Source organism: Kribbella steppae (assembly GCF_004342025.1).
GTDB classification, from domain to species: domain Bacteria; phylum Actinomycetota; class Actinomycetes; order Propionibacteriales; family Kribbellaceae; genus Kribbella; species Kribbella steppae.
Genome location: NZ_SLWN01000027.1, coordinates 52101 through 68262, shown reverse-complemented (window position 1 = coordinate 68262; position 16162 = coordinate 52101). Strand labels below are relative to the sequence as shown.

12 protein-coding genes are annotated in these 16162 nt (G+C 68.7%); 3 read left to right on the top strand and 9 right to left on the bottom strand.

The genetic code is table 11. From position 1 onward, the window contains the following. The coding region (locus EV652_RS43025; RefSeq protein WP_242002349.1) for an IS30 family transposase at positions 1 to 284 on the top strand (284 nt) is incomplete at its 5' end. A gap of 28 nt (positions 285 to 312) precedes the next feature. On the opposite strand, the gene EV652_RS43020 is transcribed toward EV652_RS43025, so the two are convergent. The 4 genes from EV652_RS43020 to EV652_RS43005 all read right to left on the bottom strand — a co-directional run bounded on the left by EV652_RS43020 (position 313) and on the right by EV652_RS43005 (position 6103). Next, the gene (locus EV652_RS43020) at positions 313 to 3264 is read right to left on the bottom strand and encodes a PIG-L family deacetylase (RefSeq protein ID WP_132216995.1); all 2952 of its coding nucleotides are present in this window, start codon (positions 3262 to 3264) and stop codon (positions 313 to 315) included. 89 nt (positions 3265 to 3353) lie between these two features. Next, positions 3354 to 4748, bottom strand: coding sequence for an NAD(P)H-hydrate dehydratase (locus EV652_RS43015; protein WP_132216993.1), 1395 nt, complete (start codon positions 4746 to 4748; stop codon positions 3354 to 3356). Position 4749: 1 nt separating this feature from the next. Further along, positions 4750 to 5100, bottom strand: coding sequence for a holo-ACP synthase (locus EV652_RS43010; protein ID WP_132216991.1), 351 nt, complete (start codon positions 5098 to 5100; stop codon positions 4750 to 4752). A 10-nt stretch (positions 5101 to 5110) separates the two neighbouring features. Beyond that, positions 5111 to 6103: a LacI family DNA-binding transcriptional regulator gene (locus EV652_RS43005; RefSeq protein ID WP_242002348.1), complete on the bottom strand. Its 993-nt coding sequence runs from the start codon at positions 6101 to 6103 to the stop codon at positions 5111 to 5113. A gap of 110 nt (positions 6104 to 6213) precedes the next feature. Here EV652_RS43005 and EV652_RS43000 point away from each other — a divergent pair, with 110 nt between their 5' ends. Beyond that, complete coding sequence (locus EV652_RS43000; RefSeq protein WP_132216987.1) at positions 6214 to 8502, top strand: beta-xylosidase/alpha-l-arabinosidase; 2289 nt, start codon at positions 6214 to 6216, stop codon at positions 8500 to 8502. 174 nt (positions 8503 to 8676) lie between these two features. Here the strand turns inward: EV652_RS43000 and EV652_RS42995 are convergent, their stop codons facing one another. Beyond that, positions 8677 to 10632: an alpha-glucuronidase gene (locus tag EV652_RS42995; protein WP_132216985.1), complete on the bottom strand. Its 1956-nt coding sequence runs from the start codon at positions 10630 to 10632 to the stop codon at positions 8677 to 8679. Further along, the gene (locus tag EV652_RS42990) at positions 10622 to 11383 is read right to left on the bottom strand and encodes a beta-galactosidase trimerization domain-containing protein (RefSeq protein ID WP_132216983.1); all 762 of its coding nucleotides are present in this window, start codon (positions 11381 to 11383) and stop codon (positions 10622 to 10624) included. Before EV652_RS42990 ends, EV652_RS42995 begins: the two co-directional genes overlap by 11 nt. Positions 11384 to 11619: 236 nt before the next feature. Between EV652_RS42990 and coaA the strand changes: the two genes are divergently transcribed. Next, on the top strand, positions 11620 to 12573 hold the full coding sequence (coaA, locus tag EV652_RS42985) for a type I pantothenate kinase (protein WP_132216981.1): 954 nt from the start codon (positions 11620 to 11622) through the stop codon (positions 12571 to 12573). Here the strand turns inward: coaA and EV652_RS42980 are convergent. The 3 genes from EV652_RS42980 to EV652_RS42970 form a co-directional block, all read right to left on the bottom strand. Continuing rightward, a complete protein-coding gene (locus tag EV652_RS42980; protein ID WP_132216979.1) occupies positions 12549 to 13727 on the bottom strand; it encodes an MFS transporter in 1179 nt (392 codons plus the stop codon). The genes coaA and EV652_RS42980 overlap by 25 nt on opposite strands. A gap of 92 nt (positions 13728 to 13819) precedes the next feature. Then, positions 13820 to 15085 carry an aminotransferase-like domain-containing protein gene (locus EV652_RS42975; RefSeq protein ID WP_132216977.1) on the bottom strand — a complete coding sequence of 422 codons (1266 nt, stop codon included), beginning with the start codon at positions 15083 to 15085 and terminating at the stop codon, positions 13820 to 13822. Continuing rightward, a complete protein-coding gene (locus EV652_RS42970) occupies positions 15073 to 16143 on the bottom strand; it encodes an alpha-hydroxy acid oxidase (protein WP_132216975.1) in 1071 nt (356 codons plus the stop codon). Before EV652_RS42970 ends, EV652_RS42975 begins: the two co-directional genes overlap by 13 nt. Positions 16144 to 16162 lie beyond the last annotated feature (19 nt).

The following is a 16162-nucleotide window of genomic DNA, read 5'->3' as shown; positions in this document are numbered from 1 at the left end:
AGATGGCACGGCACGCCCAAATCACCCAACAAACCGGCATCCAGGTCTACTTCGCCGACCCACGCCAACCCCAGCAACGCGGCACCAACGAAAACACCAACGGCCTCATCCGCGAATACCTGCCCAAAGGCACCGACCTGTCCACCCACACCGCCAACGACCTCAACGCCATCGCCGACGAACTCAACGACCGCCCCCGCAAACGTCTCGGCTACCACACCCCCCGCGAAATGTTCGCTAGCCTCCTCCTCCAAGACCTACACCGCGTTGCAACCACCCCCTGATTCCACCGACCCCTTTCTTCCGAAGAGGTCAGCGCAGGCGTACGTCGAAGGCTTGGACCTTGTTCTGTGGGGTTTCGTAGGAGACGAGTAGGCGGCCGTCGGCGGCCAGCTTGGCGCGTTGGGCCGGCGTGAGCGGGATGGACCAGCGGTCGGTGCCGCTGGTGACTTGCTGGGTGGACTCCTTGACCAGGTGGCCGCTCATGTCCGGGGACCACGGCGGGGTCGCGCCGTCAGTGACCGCGCACGGGGTCAGGCCGTAGTCGGGTGGCGGGTCCGCGGCTGGTGAGCAGCTTGTCGTCCAGACCGGGATGGCGTCGATGCTCCCGGTCGTCAGGAAGGCCCTGGCGGTGCCGGTGCCGGCTGAGCGCGTGTGGATGTCCACGCTCGATCGGCCGAGAGCGGCGGACAGGATCTTCAGGTCGGTCGTCGGGACGCGGCCGGAGATCGGTACGCCGTTGCGCGCGGACTGGGCGATCGTCTGCGGGGAGAGCGCACCGTTGAGGTTCGGGTTGGAGACGTTCGGCGGTGCCGGCGTGGTCGGACGGTCCGCAGGTGGTGTGTAGCCGGGCAGAGTGGCCAGACCCCAGCGGTACGGGTCGGATTGCACCGAGCCGAGGGCGGACCAGCCGAGTCGCGTGCTCTGATCGATGTGCCGCAACGTCGTCGTACCGGCCGCGGACGTGTCGTCGTTGTCGTACGGCGTGATGTTCAGACCGAGCCTCGTCGGGTCGACAGCCGCGGGCAAGGTGGCGAGCGGGATCTTCACCTCGAGGTCGTAGCCACCACCGGCGTACGCGTGCGGCACCGTCGTCTCGTTGCTCCCGACCCACTGTGCCGTCGACGCGACCTGCACGCCGGGCGCGTTGCCGGTGTCGAGCTCGCCGCTCGAGTACCCCTGGTGGTTGTCGGCGTCCCTCGACCAGCAAGGTCCTCCGCTCTGGCTGAACGGGAAGATGCCGAGCTTGAACGTGTTGGCTGTGTCCATCAGTGCCTGCGACGCGGTCCCGCGCGGGTCGAGCAGGATCTCCACCGAGTCGGCCTGCCAGTGACCGACACATTCGGCCGGTGTCACAGCGTACGACTGGTAGTCGTCTCGCACGTGGATGAAGAAGTACAGCGCGTCATCGGACCAGCTCACCTTGGCCGTATTGCCTTCACCCGTTGACGAAACGCCGCAGTCGTCCACGCCGGTGCAGGTCGTCGCGCCCTGCCAGATCCGGCCGAGGTCGAGCGTCGGGCCGGGGTACTCACCCGGCCCCGCCGTCCCGTCGACGACCGGTTGGGCCTGCGAGATGGTTGTCGTCGGCACCAAAGTCAGCGTGAGCGTTTCGCCGCCGGCACCTCCGTCGTACGTCGTGCGGATCGGGATCGACACGTTCTGGGTCGCGGGCAGTGCAGTGTCGGTGTTGGTGACCTTGAACGTGACTGTGGTGTCCGCGCCCGGCTGCAGGCCGGAGTACGGCTTCGAGGTCGCGTCGGCGGTGAAGTTCGGCGGCAACTCGAGTGACACAGCACCGCTCCGCGGCTCGGCCGACCAGTTGTGGACGGTGACAGGTACGTCGATCGTGCTGCCGACGCCCATCGACTGGATCGCCGGGGAGCGACCGAGGCGGTTGGCCTGCGGCGCGGTCGTCGCGAGCCACTCGTCGTACTCCTGCCAGTTGCCCCACCGCTGGAACCTGCCTTCGGCGGCCGCCACGATCCGGACGACGTTGTCGGTGTAGCCGGAGGCTTTCGCGGTGGTGTAGGTCGCGGCGATCTTCGCGTTCTGGTCCACCGGGGCGTCGGCGGCCGGGGTGATGGTGAAGGTGATGTCGGCTTTGGCCTGAGCAGGAACCGACTTCGGGCCGTCGACGGACCAGCCGGGCGGGACGTTGAGCTGCACGTTGCCTCGGGCAAGCTTCCCACCCGGTGCCGCGAGGTGCACGGTCCCCTGGAACGGCTCGCCCGCGACGTTGTAGAACCGGCTGAACGTCAGAGACTGCAGCGTCCCCAACGGCAGTCCGCCGGGATCAGGCTTGGTGGCACCGAACAGGATCGCCTCGTCGAGTCCGGCCTGCGGACTGGAGTTCGGCTGGAACGGGACGAACGACTGCGTCATCGCGAACCGCGAGCACGCAGGAGTTGAGGTTCCCTTGAACATCACCCTGCTCTGGGTCGGGTACGCCGCCCGGCCCTCGTCGGCGACCTGCTGCCAGATCTTCGCCGAACCGGCCGGTTGGCCCTGCAGGTTCCCGGCCGGCCACTTGTACGGCGACTCGTACCCGGTCCACACACCCGCGACGGTGTCGAGACCGTTGGGTGTGAAGCCGGTGGTGCAGTTCGGGGCGGACGTCGTACCGCCGGTGCCCGTCGTACTGCCGCCGGAGAAGACCTTCTTGACCTGCCACGTGCTGAGGGCGTGCTTACCCGTGAGCTGCTCGGGGAACCTGGTCGGGTCGGCGGCCGCGAGTACGCCTTCCCAGATCAGCCGGCCGGCCTGCTGGTGGTTGCCGTGCCCGGCCGCGAGGGTCGGTGTGAACCCGATGTAGATCTCCGGCTGCGTCTCCCGAATCACCCGCGTGACCCGTCGCAGCGTCTCTTCCTCGTCCCAGAAGTACTGCGTCAGCGGCGCACTCTGGTTGTAGAAGAAGTCGATCCGGTCCAGGTTGAAGATGTCGACGGTCCCGGACCGGTAGTGCGCTACCCGGTCCTCGTTCTCCCGGCGCAGGCCAAGCTCCGGCCCAAGCTCGGTCCCGGTCGCGTTCCCGCCACCCTCACCCCGCGTCACCATGATCACGCCGCACTTCACGCCGTACCGCTGATGCCACACCCCGCACGGACCGATGATGCTCGTGTCGTCATCCGGATGGGCCCACTCCCCCATCACATGAATCTTCGTCTCCGGATCAGCCACGTAACTCTTCACCGCGGCTTGCGCAGCAGGCAACGGCAGCGCGGCAACGAGAGCAAGGGCAAGCAATACGACGAAACGCTTCACGTGCACACTCCAAGGGCGGCGGAGGCAGGCACCAGCACTTCCCAGTCCTATCCGCCGTCACCGCCCCGCGCAACCGATTACCGCGCGCCTCAGCCCAGGATCTGGCGGGTGGCTTCTGGGAGGGCGGCGGCTACGGAGAGGGCGGTGATGGGGCCGGAGGCGGAGGCTAGGTTGGCTGCGGCGGCGTGGAGGTAGGCGCCCACGCTGGCCGCGTCCAGGGCGGTGAGGCCTGCTGCCAGGAGAGCGCCGCAGAGCCCGGCCAGGACATCGCCGGCGCCGGCGGTCGCCAGCCAGGGGGTCGCGTTGGTGTTGACGCGGACCTGCCCGTCGGGCGCCACGATGACCGTGGTGGAGCCCTTCAGGAGGACCGTAGCGTCGAAGCGTTCGGCGGCCAGGCGGGCGTGCTCGAGGCGTGCGGCCTCGACGGTGGCACGGTCGACGCCGAGCAGGCGGGCCAGCTCTCCCGCGTGCGGTGTCGCCAGTACGCCGGTGTGGTCGCCCGAATCCTCGAGCGCCCGGAGACCATCCGCGTCGAGGACGATCGGCTCCTCGGCGTCGAGCAGGTCGCGGACCCGGCTGACATCGAGCTCGTCGCCCAGGCCGGATCCCACGGCCCACGCCTGCACGCGTCCCTCTCCCGCAACGACTTCCGGATGGGCCGCCCGAACTTCGGCCGCCACCGCGTCCGGACCGACGTACCGGATCATGCCCAACGGACCACCGAGCGCGCCGGCCGTGGCGATGACGGCAGCGCCTGGGTACTGCGCTGAGCCGGCCATCAGCCCGAGTACGCCGCGGGAGTACTTGTCGGACTTGCCATCCGGGACGGGGTACAGCTCGCGTACGTCGGATGCCTGCAGCGACTCGACCGCGGCGGGCGGAAGGTCGAGGCCGATCTCGACCAGGTGGACCGGGCCGCACGCGGTGGCGGCGGGGTCGATGAGATGGCAGATCTTGTGGGTACCGAAGGTGACCGTGAGAGCCGCCTGGACGTGCGGCTCCGGGGTCTCGCCGGTGTCGACGTCGACGCCGGATGGGGTGTCGACGGCAACGATCGGTACGCCGTACTGGCCGGCCAACTCGACGGCGGCCAGAGCATCCTCACGCAGACCGGGGCGGCCACCGATACCGACGATGCCGTCCACGACCACGTCGGCGCCCGCGATGTCGTCAGTCGACCCGACGCGTCCGCCAACGGTCAGCAAGGCCTCGAGCCCAGCGGCGTGCGCCTTGTCCGACAGCAGTACGGCGGTCACGCGGGCACCGCGACGGGCCAGACGGACCCCGGCGTACAGGGCGTCGCCACCGTTGTCGCCGGAGCCGATCAGCAGGACGACGCGGGCGCCGTACGTGTGACCGAGAAAGTTGCTGATGGCAACCGCGAGACCGGTGGCGGCGCGTTGCATCAACGTGCCCTCGGGGAGCCGCGCCATCAGGTCGACCTCGGCTGCGCGGACCTGCTCGACGGTGTGGGCGCGGCGCATGTCAGCCCTCCAGGATGACGACGGCGGATGCGATACCGGCGTCGTGACTCAGGGACAGATGCAGGCTCTGGACGCCCAGCCGGGCAGCCTGGTCGGCGACCGTGCCGGTGATCTCCAGCCAGGGTCGGCCGGTCTCGTCGGTCTGCACCTCGGCGTCGTGCCAGTGCATTCCGGCCGGTGCGCCGAGCGCCTTGGCCAGCGCTTCCTTCGCGGCGAACCGGGCCGCCAGGGACGCCGGCGGTTTGATCGCTTCGGAGTCCGTGAAGACGCGATCCCGCAGACCAGGCGTGCGCTCGAGGGTCTTCATGAACCGCTCCACGTCGACCACATCGATACCCACGCCGACGATCATGTCCTTCACCCTAGCTTGCAGGCTCCGCGGTCGATTGGCGGATGCGCATGTCTACGGCGAGGTCCATGCGCAAGGCAGCTGGAGTGTTACCGCGGGCCAGGTCGAGCACCATCCGGGTCGCCAGTTCGGCCATCTGGCGCAGCGGTTGGTGGACCGTGGTCAGGGTCGGCGAAACCCACTGCGCCACCGGCAGGTCGTCGTACCCGACCACCGACAAGTCCCGAGGGATCTCCAGTCCGAGCTCACGCGCCGCCTGGTAGACGCCGAGCGCCTGCAGGTCGCTGCCGGCGAAGATCGCCGTCGGCCGGTCCGGCATGCTCAGCAGCGCCAACGCCTCCCGATGCCCACTGCTCACCTCGAACTCGGCCGCGCGGATCAGCGTGGAATCGATCGCGACCCCGGTCGAGCGCAGCGCGTCCGTGTACCCGTCGACGCGCATCCGCGAGCACAGCGTCTCCACCGGCCCGCCGATCATGCCGATCCGGGTGTGCCCGAGTTTGCGCAGATGCAGCGTGGCCATCCGGCCGCCGTTCCAGTTCGCCGAGCCGATGGAGGGTACGTCGTCACCCTCGTCACCGACCGGGTCGACCACCACGAACGGGATCCGCCGTGCCTCCAGCTGCGCCCGCTGGTCGGCATCCAGGTCGGAGAAGACCATGATCACGCCGAGCGGACGGCGGAGCAGGACGGACTCGATCCACTCCTGTCGCGGCCGCCGGGCGCCGCCGCACTCTGACAGCACCAGCTCGACACCCTCGGCGCGGACCACTTCCTCGACGCCGCGGATCAGCTCGACCGCCCAGGCTCCGCCGATCTCGTGGAACACCAGGTCGATCATCGGGCTGCTCGCCGTACTGGTGGTGCGGCGCCGGTAGCCGTGCTCCTGGATGATGCTCTCGACCTTCGCCCGGGTCTCCTCGGCGACGTCGGCGCGGCCGTTCAGGACCTTGGACACGGTGGGCACCGAGACCCCGGCCTGCTCCGCAATTTTCGAAATGGTCACCCGCTGACCCACGACGTACCTCCACCGTCATCGAGGCTGTGCAAGCAGCACAATACAAGCTAACCTCTTCGCAGTTATCGAAACTTGCCCCGAAATTTTCGAGGAGATCGATGGGTGCCTGGCACGACACCACCGCAAGCCCGGAGGATCGGGTCGAGGCCCTGGTGGCCGAGCTGACCCTGCGGGAGAAGGTCGCCCAGCTCGCCGGTCTGTGGGTCGGTGCCGGCGACAGCGGCGAGGACGTCGCGCCGTACCAGCACGACATGAGCAGCGACCCACCGGTCTGGGACGAGGTGATCCAGGACGGTCTCGGCCAGCTCACCCGCCCGTTCGGCACCCGGCCGGTCGATCCGGCCACCGGCGCCCGGTCGCTGGCCGCGGCCCAGCGCAAGATCATGGCCGCCAACCGCTTCGGCATCCCGGCGGTCGCGCACGACGAATGCCTGACCGGATTCGCGGCGTACGGCGCCACCATTTACCCGACCCCGCTGGCCTGGGGCGCCACGTTCGACCCCCAGCTCGTCGAGACCATGGCCCGCCATATCGGCACGGACATGCGGTCGGCCGGCACGCACCTCGGCCTCGCCCCGGTTCTCGACGTCACCCGCGACTACCGTTGGGGCCGGACCGAGGAGACGATCGGCGAGGACCCGTACCTGGTCGGCACGATCGGTACGGCGTACGTCCGCGGACTGCAGGACGGCGGCGTCCACGCCACGCTGAAGCACTTCGCCGGGTACTCCGCCTCCCGGGCCGGCCGCAACCTCGCGCCGGTGTCGATGGGCCGGCACGAGCTCGCGGACGTCATCCTGCCGCCGTTCGAGATGGCTGTGGTCGAGGGCGGCGTACGGACGGTGATGAACTCGTACGCCGAGATCGACGGCGTACCGGTCGCCGCCGACCCCGAGCTGCTGACCACGCTGCTGCGGGACGAGTGGGGCTTCGACGGGACCGTCGTGGCGGACTACTTCGCCATCGCGTTCCTGCGCACGCTGCACCAGGTCGCCGGCACCGACGGCGAGGCGGCCGCGCTGGCGCTGACGGCCGGCATCGATGTCGAGCTGCCGACCGTGCACACCTACGCCGACGCTCTGATCGCCGAGGTCGAGGAGGGCCGGCTCGATGTCTCATACGTCGATCGCGCCGTCCGCCGGGTGTTGCGGCAGAAGTGTGATCTCGGCCTGCTCGATCCTGAGGTCAAGGTCGAGCCGGAGGGACCGATCGAGCTGGACAGCCCGGCCAATCGGGAGATCGCGGCGAGGCTGGCCGAGGAGTCGATCGTGCTGGTCGCGAACGACGGCGTCCTGCCGGTCGTCCCCGGCAAGAAGGTCGCGCTGGTCGGTCCGCGCGGTATGGATGCCCACGCGATGCTCGGCTGCTACACGTTCCCGATGCACATCGCGCCCCGCTACCCCGGCACCGACGACGGCGTACCGATCCGCACCCTCGCCGAGGCGCTGGTTGCGCAGGGCATCGATCTGAAGACGGCCGAGGGCTGCGGTGTCGACGACGACTCCGACGACGGTTTCGAGGAGGCGATCACCGCGGCCGCCGAGGCGGACGTGGCGATCGTTGCCCTCGGCGACCGCGCCGGCCTCTTCGGCCGCGGCACCTCCGGCGAAGGCTGCGATGTCGAAACCCTGGTCCTGCCCGGGCGCCAGGCAGATCTGCTCGACGCGGTTCTCGACACCGGTACGCCGGTAGTCGTCGTGGTGCTGTCCGGACGCCCGTACGCGCTCGGCCGATTCGCCGAACGCACCGCGGCCATCGTGCAGGCGTTCTTCCCCGGTCAGGAGGGTGGGCCGGCGCTGGCCCGCGTCCTCACCGGTGCCGTCAACCCATCCGGCCGACTGCCCGTCAGCCTCCCGCGGAGCGAGGGCGCGCAGCCTGGAACGTACCTCCACCAACCGCTTGCCGGCCGCAACAAGGTCTCCTCTGTCGACCCGACCGCACTCTTCCCGTTCGGCCACGGAACGTCGTACACGACCTTCGACTGGACCGACGCCACCGCGGACCGCGACACCATGCCCACCGACGGGACCGTCACCCTCCAGGTCACCGTCCACAACACCGGCGCGACCGACGGCACCGAGATCGTCCAGCTCTACCTGAACGACCCAGTGGCCCGGGTGACTCGTCCGGTCAACCGCCTGATCGGCTACCACCGCGTCGACATCCCCACCGGCGAGTCCCGCACCGTCGAGTTCACCGTCCACGCCGACCTGACCTCGTTCGCCGACCGCCACGGCACCCGCATCGTCGAACCCGGCGCCCTCAACCTCCGCCTGGCCAAGTCCAGCGCAGACCTCCAAGCCACCCTCCCGCTAACCCTCACCGGCGACCCCCGCACCGTCAACCACACCCGAACCCACCGCTGCGGCAGCCGCGTCGTCAACTAGCAGCAGGTTGTCCGGGCCTCCGCCGGCTCGAGGTTTTGCCGAGGCTGAGACAGGAACCGGTCGGCTGACACAGGGCATTTCCTGTCTCAGCCCACCGGAAGGTGTCTAACCCCATCAGAAGGCTGCCCCCTCCTCCCCCGCCCTACAGTCAGCGGCACACCTCGCCGGCCGCGACTACCGGTAGATGGTTCGGCCGGAGGCGTCGGGGACGCCGCTGAGGCGGTAGAAGTAGGTGTTCACCTGGTCTCGCCATTCGCGGGCGTTCTTCAGCTGGCCTTCCAACCTCGCGGTGATGTTGTCGCGCGTGCCGGGGTCGAAGCGGTCGGCGATCGCCTTCCAGCGGGTGAGCATGGACTCGACTTCTTCGTAGCCCTGGAAGTGGGTGTCGTAGATGTGTTGGAGGACAGTGCGGCCGTTCTGGAGGACGTGGTCGTAGGGGACGTGGTGGAAGAACAGCAGCAGTTCGTCCGGGCAGCTGTAGACGTTCTCGTAGCGGCTCGCCAGAGGTTCCGGGTACTGGCCGGTGAAGCCTGAGCCAGTCGCGACCGTCCGGTCGACGCCGACGCCGTTCCGGTCGGCGAAGTGGTACGTCCCCCACGCGGAGTACTCGTACCCGTTGACGCTCGGCCCGTAGTGCGTACCCGGCGTGACCATGAAGCCGACACCGAGCGGTGCGGTGTAGCGCTCGTACGTCCGCCACGAATCAGCCATGATCGACACCAGTTCGGCGCGGGTCCGGTCGTCCATCGCGAACGTCGCCGCGGCCCACTCGTGCAGCAGGCTGACCGGGTCCGCGGCCGGATCCCACGCCAGCCGGCCGTACGCATAGAGGTTGCTCTGCGCAAGCTTGTGGCCGGTCCAGTTCGGATCGTCGCCGACGTTGGAGACGGCAACGATCGCCTTGGTGCGTTCGGCAACGGTCGGCCCGCCGCCACCGCTGGTGTCGAACTGCAGGATCTCCCGCCACCACGGGCCCAGGTAGCACAGGTCCTTCTGCTGACCGGTGTACTCCTGCGTCACCTGCAACTCCAGCGCGAAGCGCGTCTCCTGCAACTCCCCCAGCAACGGCGACATCGCCTCGCGCACCTGGAAGTCCAGCGGCCCGTGCTTGACCTGCAGTACGACGTTGTCGTCGAACAACCCGTCCAGCGGGATGAAGTGGTCGTACGCCGCCCGGGCCCGATCCGTACTCCGATCACGCCAGTCCTGAGCACAGTCGTAGACGAAACACCGCCAGTACACCGTCCCCTTGTACGGCGCCAGCGCCCGCGCAAGCATGTTCGCCCCGTCCGCATGGTGCCGCCCGTAGGCAGCGGGACCCGGCCGGTTCTCCGAGTCCGCCTTCACCACGAACCCGCCCAGATCCGGTACGGCGTCGTACACCCGGCCGACCGCGGCCGACCACCAGCGGGCCACCCGTTCGTCCAGCGGATCGGCCGTGTCGAGGTCGCTGAGCTCGATCGGGGCCGCGAAGTTCACCGACAGGTAGATCGCGATCCCGTACTCGCGGAACACCGCGGCCATCCGGGACACGTCGGCCAGATGATCAGTGATCAACCGAGTCTCGGCCGCATGCACGTTGCCGTTGTTGATCACCACCGCGTTGATACCGATGGACGCCAGCAACCGGGCGTACGCACGGACCCGGGTCAGGTCCTGAACCACCCGGCCGCCGCGGAAGAAGATCGATCCACCGGAGTACCCGCGCTCGACCGCACCCATCACCGGATGCGGAACCAGGTTGTCCCAGTGCGCCAGCATCCGGACCGGGACCGCCGGCCGCTCGACCACAGTGAAGTCGCCGGTCATCCACTCGAAGTACCTGAGCAGGTAGAAGTACCCGTACAGCAGCCCGCGACCGGCTTCGGCGGCGACGACCAACTGGTTGCCTCGTCGCACCACCACGAAGCCTTCGTCACCCAGCCCATCGGTCGGCAACGCCTGCTCGACCCAGGCGGCCAAGGGCGTCTCCTCGAGCCGCCCAAGGGTGCACAGGGCAACCTCTACGTCGTGCCGGACCCGGCGCGTCTGCCGGAGCTCTGCCCGGATCGTCTGCGCCAGCGCACCCGAGGCGTGGATGGTGACCTCCGGCAACCGTTGGCCACCGAGCCAGCAGGCGTCAAACGTCATCCGACCGCAGCACCACCACACCGGTTGCCGGGAGCACCAGCTTCGCCCCGGCCTCGACCTGCGAGCCGGTGATCAGATCGGTTCCTGTCATGTCGGCCGGCACCCGCACCTCCCGGTCCCCGTGGTTCAGCAGGAAGAGATACCGCTGACCGTCCTTGTACCGCCGCGTCGCTTCGACGCCGTCGATCCTCGCATACGACCCGGTCAATCCGGCCTCTTCGACCACCGAACCCAGGACGGCGTCCAGACCGGCAGCGTCCAGCATTGTCCCGATGTACCACGCGTGCCCCTGGCCGAACCGATGCCGTGTCACGGCCGCCGTCCCCGCATAGAAGTCCGCCGTGTACGTCCCCACCACGTCGGCACCCTCGGGAATGATCAGGTCGAAGACGAGCGATCCCTCGGCCGTCACGCCGTTCAGCTGCACCGGGTTCACCAATGACGGCTCCTGCGCATCGGTCTCGTCCACCCGTACTCCGAGGACCCGGGCCAGCGGCCCCGGAACGTCCGTCAGGAAGGCGTTGTCATCCACATCCACCCGTCCGGACAGGACGCCGGTCACGAGCGTTCCGCCCTGCAGAACGAACGATTCCAGCCGCTCCCCCAGCCCGTCCGGGACCATGTGCAGCAACGGCGCCAGCACCACGTCGTACGACGAAAGGTCGGCATCCACCGGTACGACGTCGACGTCCACATCCAGCCGTTGGACGGCGGCGTACCAAGCGATCGCCGTACGCACAGGTCCAGACACTGCGGTGGTGGCGCACCTCTACGCGACGTTTGTGCACGCTGCTACCTCCCCAGCTGGCCTCGAAAGTTTCGTGAACATCTTCGACACTTAAAGGTGGGACACACCGTACGCACGGCCCCACAGACCGTCAATAGGTCAAGCAAGCGGTTTCCACGGCGCCCCATCCAGGTAGTTGAGACGTAAGCCACGCCCGCCCGGGGTGGGTCGGCGTGGGCTCGCGTGGGAAGAATGGGCTCATGCTGCAGCCGACACGGGAGGTGACTCCCTACACCGAGCTGGACCGGGCCGCCTGGGCGCAACTCGCCGAGACGACCGTGTCCCCGCTGACCGCCGAGGAGATCGAACGGCTGCGCGGTCTCGGCGACGAGATCGACATGGACGAGGTGCGCGAGGTCTACCTGCCGCTGTCGAGGATCCTGTCGCTGTACGTCCGGCACGCCCGGGCCCTGCACGCCGACACCGAGAGTTTCCTCGGCAAGCCGGCCGCGACCCGGACGCCGTTCGTGATCGGCATCGGCGGGTCCGTTGCCGTCGGCAAGTCCACCACCGCCCGGTTGCTGCGCGAACTGCTGGCCCGCTGGCCCGAGCACCCGCGGGTCGCGCTCGTCACCACCGACGGGTTCCTCTGGCCGAACGCCGAGCTGGAACGCCGGGACCTGATGATGCGCAAGGGTTTCCCGGAGTCGTACGACCGCAAGGCGCTGCTGCGCTTCGTGGTCGAGGTGAAGTCCGGCATGGACACGGTCGAGGCGCCGGTCTACTCACACTTGCATTACGACCGGATGCCCGGTGTCCGGACCACCGTCGAGCAGCCGGACATCCTGCTGCTCGAGGGCCTGAACGTGCTCCAGCCCGCACCCCGGCACGCGGACGGCAAGAGCGGCCTGGCGGTCAGCGACTTCTTCGACTTCTCCGTGTACGTCGACGCCGGCGCCGACGACATCCGGTCCTGGTACGTGCACCGCTTCCTCAAGCTGTGGGAGACCGCGTTCCGCAACCCGGAGTCGTACTTCGTCCGGTACGGCGAACTGAGCCGGGACGAGGCGGTCAAGAAGGCGGAGTCGCTCTGGGACGGCATCAACGGCCCGAACCTGCGGGAGAACATCCTCCCCACCCGCTCCCGGGCCACCCTCGTGCTTCGCAAAGGTGCCGACCACACCGTCCGCTACGTCCGGTTGCGCAAGCTCTGAACCGCCGGGACGATTGCTGCGGCGACGACCACTGCGGTCAGACCGAAGGCAAGTGAGTAGCCGGTGCCGGCGACGACAAAACCGAAGACGATGGCGCCGACGCCCCAGCCACCGTCGTACGCCAGGTTCCACAGGGCGCTGACCTGGCCGTAGCGGGACTTCGGGACGCGGTTGTACATCAGCGACAGCGTGAGGTTCTGCGCGGCGCCGAAGCCGATACCGAACAGCGTCGAGCCGACCACGATGGCGACGGCGCTGCCGACCAGGATCAGTGCCCCGGCACCGAGTGCGGCCAGGATCAACGCCGCCGGCAGCAGCTTCGCCGGGCCGACGCGGTCGCCGAAGCGGCCGGCCAGCCAGCGAGCGCCGGGGGCCGTGATCGCTTGCATCAACAGGGCTGCGGCGACCAGCGACTGCTTGTCCTCGGCAACGGCCAGGGGCAGGAAGGTGATGCTGATACCGGCGGCCACAGTGACGGCCGCGAAGACGAAGGTCGGCATCAGCAGGCCGCTCCCCCGCAGACCGCCGAGCACCTTGACGTGCTGCTCTTCGACGCTGGGCTGCCTGGGCATTCCGCCGAGGGCGATGAGACCCACCAGTGAAGCCACGGCCGCGAAGACGAACAGAGCGTCGAACCCGATCACGGAGGTCAGGTAGACACCGAGCGGCAGGCTGATCGCGGCCGGCAGACCGACGACCACCCCGTAGATCCCGAACGCCTCACCGCGCCGGCGCGCCGGAGTCACCTCGGCGATCAGCGCAACCGCGCCGACGACCAGGATCGCCAGGCCGGCACCACGGACGATGCAGACGGCGAGCACCAGCGGAAGCGACGCGGTGACCAGCAGGACCAGGGACGGCGCACCCAGCAGGATCAGCCCGAGGCCGAGGACGACCTGGTATCCCCAGCGGGCGATCATCCTGGGCACGAGCAGCTCGACACCCACCGCGGACAGCATCATCGCGCCGGTGGACAGCCCGGCGCCGATGCCGCCGGAGCCGCTGGCGGCCAGGTACAGCGGGACCACCGAGGTGAGCAGGTACATGCTGAGCGCGGAGCCGAAGACCGTGAACAGCAGGCGGCCGAACTGGCCGGTCAGCAGGCGGGGAGCCGTGGGTGCGGTCAGGGTGGGAACTTCGCAGGCGGTGGTCATATCTCGAAGGTAGGAGCAGACCGGTCTGCCCTACAGATCCAGTTTCGCCCCGGCCCAGAGGACCAGTTACGGGGGTCAGTTACGGGGACCAGTTACGGGAGTTGGTCGGCGATCAGGGCGGCCAGGCGGTTGAGGGCGGCGTCGATCTGGGCCGTGGTGACCGAACTGCAGGACAGGCGGAGGGCGTGGATCGGCGGACAGGCCTCGTAGAAGTGGCTCATCGGGGTCCAGAGCACGCCGTACTCGTGGGCGGACTTCTCCAGCAGGACGTCGTCGACCGGGAACGGCACGGTGACGACCACGAAGAACCCGCCCGACGGGACCGTCCAGCTGATCTCACCGCCTGGGAAACGAGCGGCCAAGCCGTCGGTGATCGCCTTCAGGTTGGCGGCGTAGAGGTCGCGCTCGCGGCGGTTGGCCGCGACCAGGCTGAAGTCGTTCGCGAGCAACTTGCCGCCGATCACCGCCTGGGCGACCGGCGAGGTGTTCACGGTGACCATGCTCTTGATCTTCGACAGTTCGTCGGCGAGGAGTCCGATACTTCCGTCCGGAGCCTCGACAGTCTGGTCGGCGACGACGTACCCGACCCGCGCTCCGGGCAGCCCGGTCTTGGCGAACGAGCCGAGGTAGACGACCCGCCGATCGGTGTCGAGGGCCTTGAGGGTCGGCACGCGATCGACACCCTCGGCCGGGAACAGGCCGTACGGGTTGTCCTCGAGCAGCAGCAGATCCTGCTCGGCCGCGACCTCCAGCAGCCGTCGCCTGGACTCCAGATCCAGGCTGAGCCCGGACGGATTGGCGAAGTCCGGCATCACGTAGCAAGCCCGCGGCCGTAGCCCGTCGGCCCGGGCCGCCTTCACTACCGCGGCCAGATCGTCGTCCTCGGCAACCGGTATGACGGGCAAGTCGAGCAGCCGGGCAGCACCAGTGATTCCTACGTACGTCGGGGAGATCGCGAGCAGCACGTCGTACGGATCGGAACGGAGCGCGCGCAGGGTCAGGAGCATCGCTTCCTGGCAGCCGACGGTGACGACGATCGCCTCGGGATCGACGTGGATGTCCTCGTCGACGGCGAGGTTGCGTGCGACCAGGTCGTGCACGATGCCCTTGGTCCGGCCGTACTGAAAGATGGTCCGTCGTACCGCCGCTTCGTCGTACCCCCGTGCACGCAGGTGATCGGCGAACAGGTCCAGGTAGGTGTGCAGGTCCTCGAGGTCGAAGAACTCCTCGGTCGGGCGGCCGGCGGCGAGCGAGATCGCGTCCGGGTAGTGGTGTGAGACCTCGTTGAGGAAGTTCATCGAGTTCAGCGCCCGGTTCGTCAGCGAACCGTGCAACTCGGTCAGTTTCAGCTCAGCCATCGCACTCTCCCCGTCGTCAGCCCGGCCACCGCGGCCAGGTCGGCACAGCCGGACAGCAGCATCGCGTCCCGCACCTCTCGCCGGAGCAATCCGAGTGCTTCGTCCACAGCTTCCACAGCCAACGCCCACAGCAACGGCCGCCCCACCAGTACGGCGGACGCCCCCAACGCAAGGGCCTTCACGACATCGGTGCCGCTGCGGACGCCACTGTCCAGCAGTACGGCGCAATCGTTGCCGACCGCATCGACAACCGGGCCGAGGGCATCGATCGACGCGATCGCACCGTCCAACTGGCGGCCACCGTGGTTCGACACCACGACGGCCTCTGCTCCCGCATCCACCGCGCGGCGGGCGTCGCGCGGGTCGAGAATCCCCTTCACCACCAGGGGAAGTTCAGTCGAGGCTCGGAGCCTCTCCAGGTCGTGCCAGGAGACGGCGGGCTCGAAGGCGGACGCCGTGTGAGCGGCGACCGCGGAGACGCCCGGGATGGCGGCGTGGGCCGCTGTCGTTATGTCGACAAGATTCGCGGCGACCACATCAGCCGGAAGGGCGAAGGCGTTCCGCACGTCGCGCAGCCGCCGGCCCATCACGGGGACGTCGACGGTCACCATCAGTGCGGTGCATCCGGCCTCGGCGGCGCGGTCGACCAGCGAAGTCAGGAGGGCTCGATCTCGCAGCCAGTACAGCTGGAACCAGGAGGGTGCCAACGCCGCGATCTTCTCCAGTGGATAACTGCTCAGAGTGCTGATGACAAAAGGGACTCCGGCGGCGGCTGCGGCGTGGGCCAGGAGTAGCTCACCCTCTGGGTGCAGCAGGCGTTGATACGCCATCGGCGCGACCGCGACCGGCATGGCGAACTCGGTGCCGAGGATCGAACAGGTGGTGTCCGGTTCGTCGACGCCGGCCAGCACGCGAGGTGTCAGGGTGACCGAGTCGAGGGCGGCGCGGTTGAGCCGCAGGGTCGTCTCCGTGCCGCTGCCACCGGCAACGAAATCCCCGACCGGGGTGGGTAGAACGGCCGCGGCCTGGGACTCGTAGTCGGCGAGAGCCTCAGCCATCGGCCTCGCCGCGCAACAC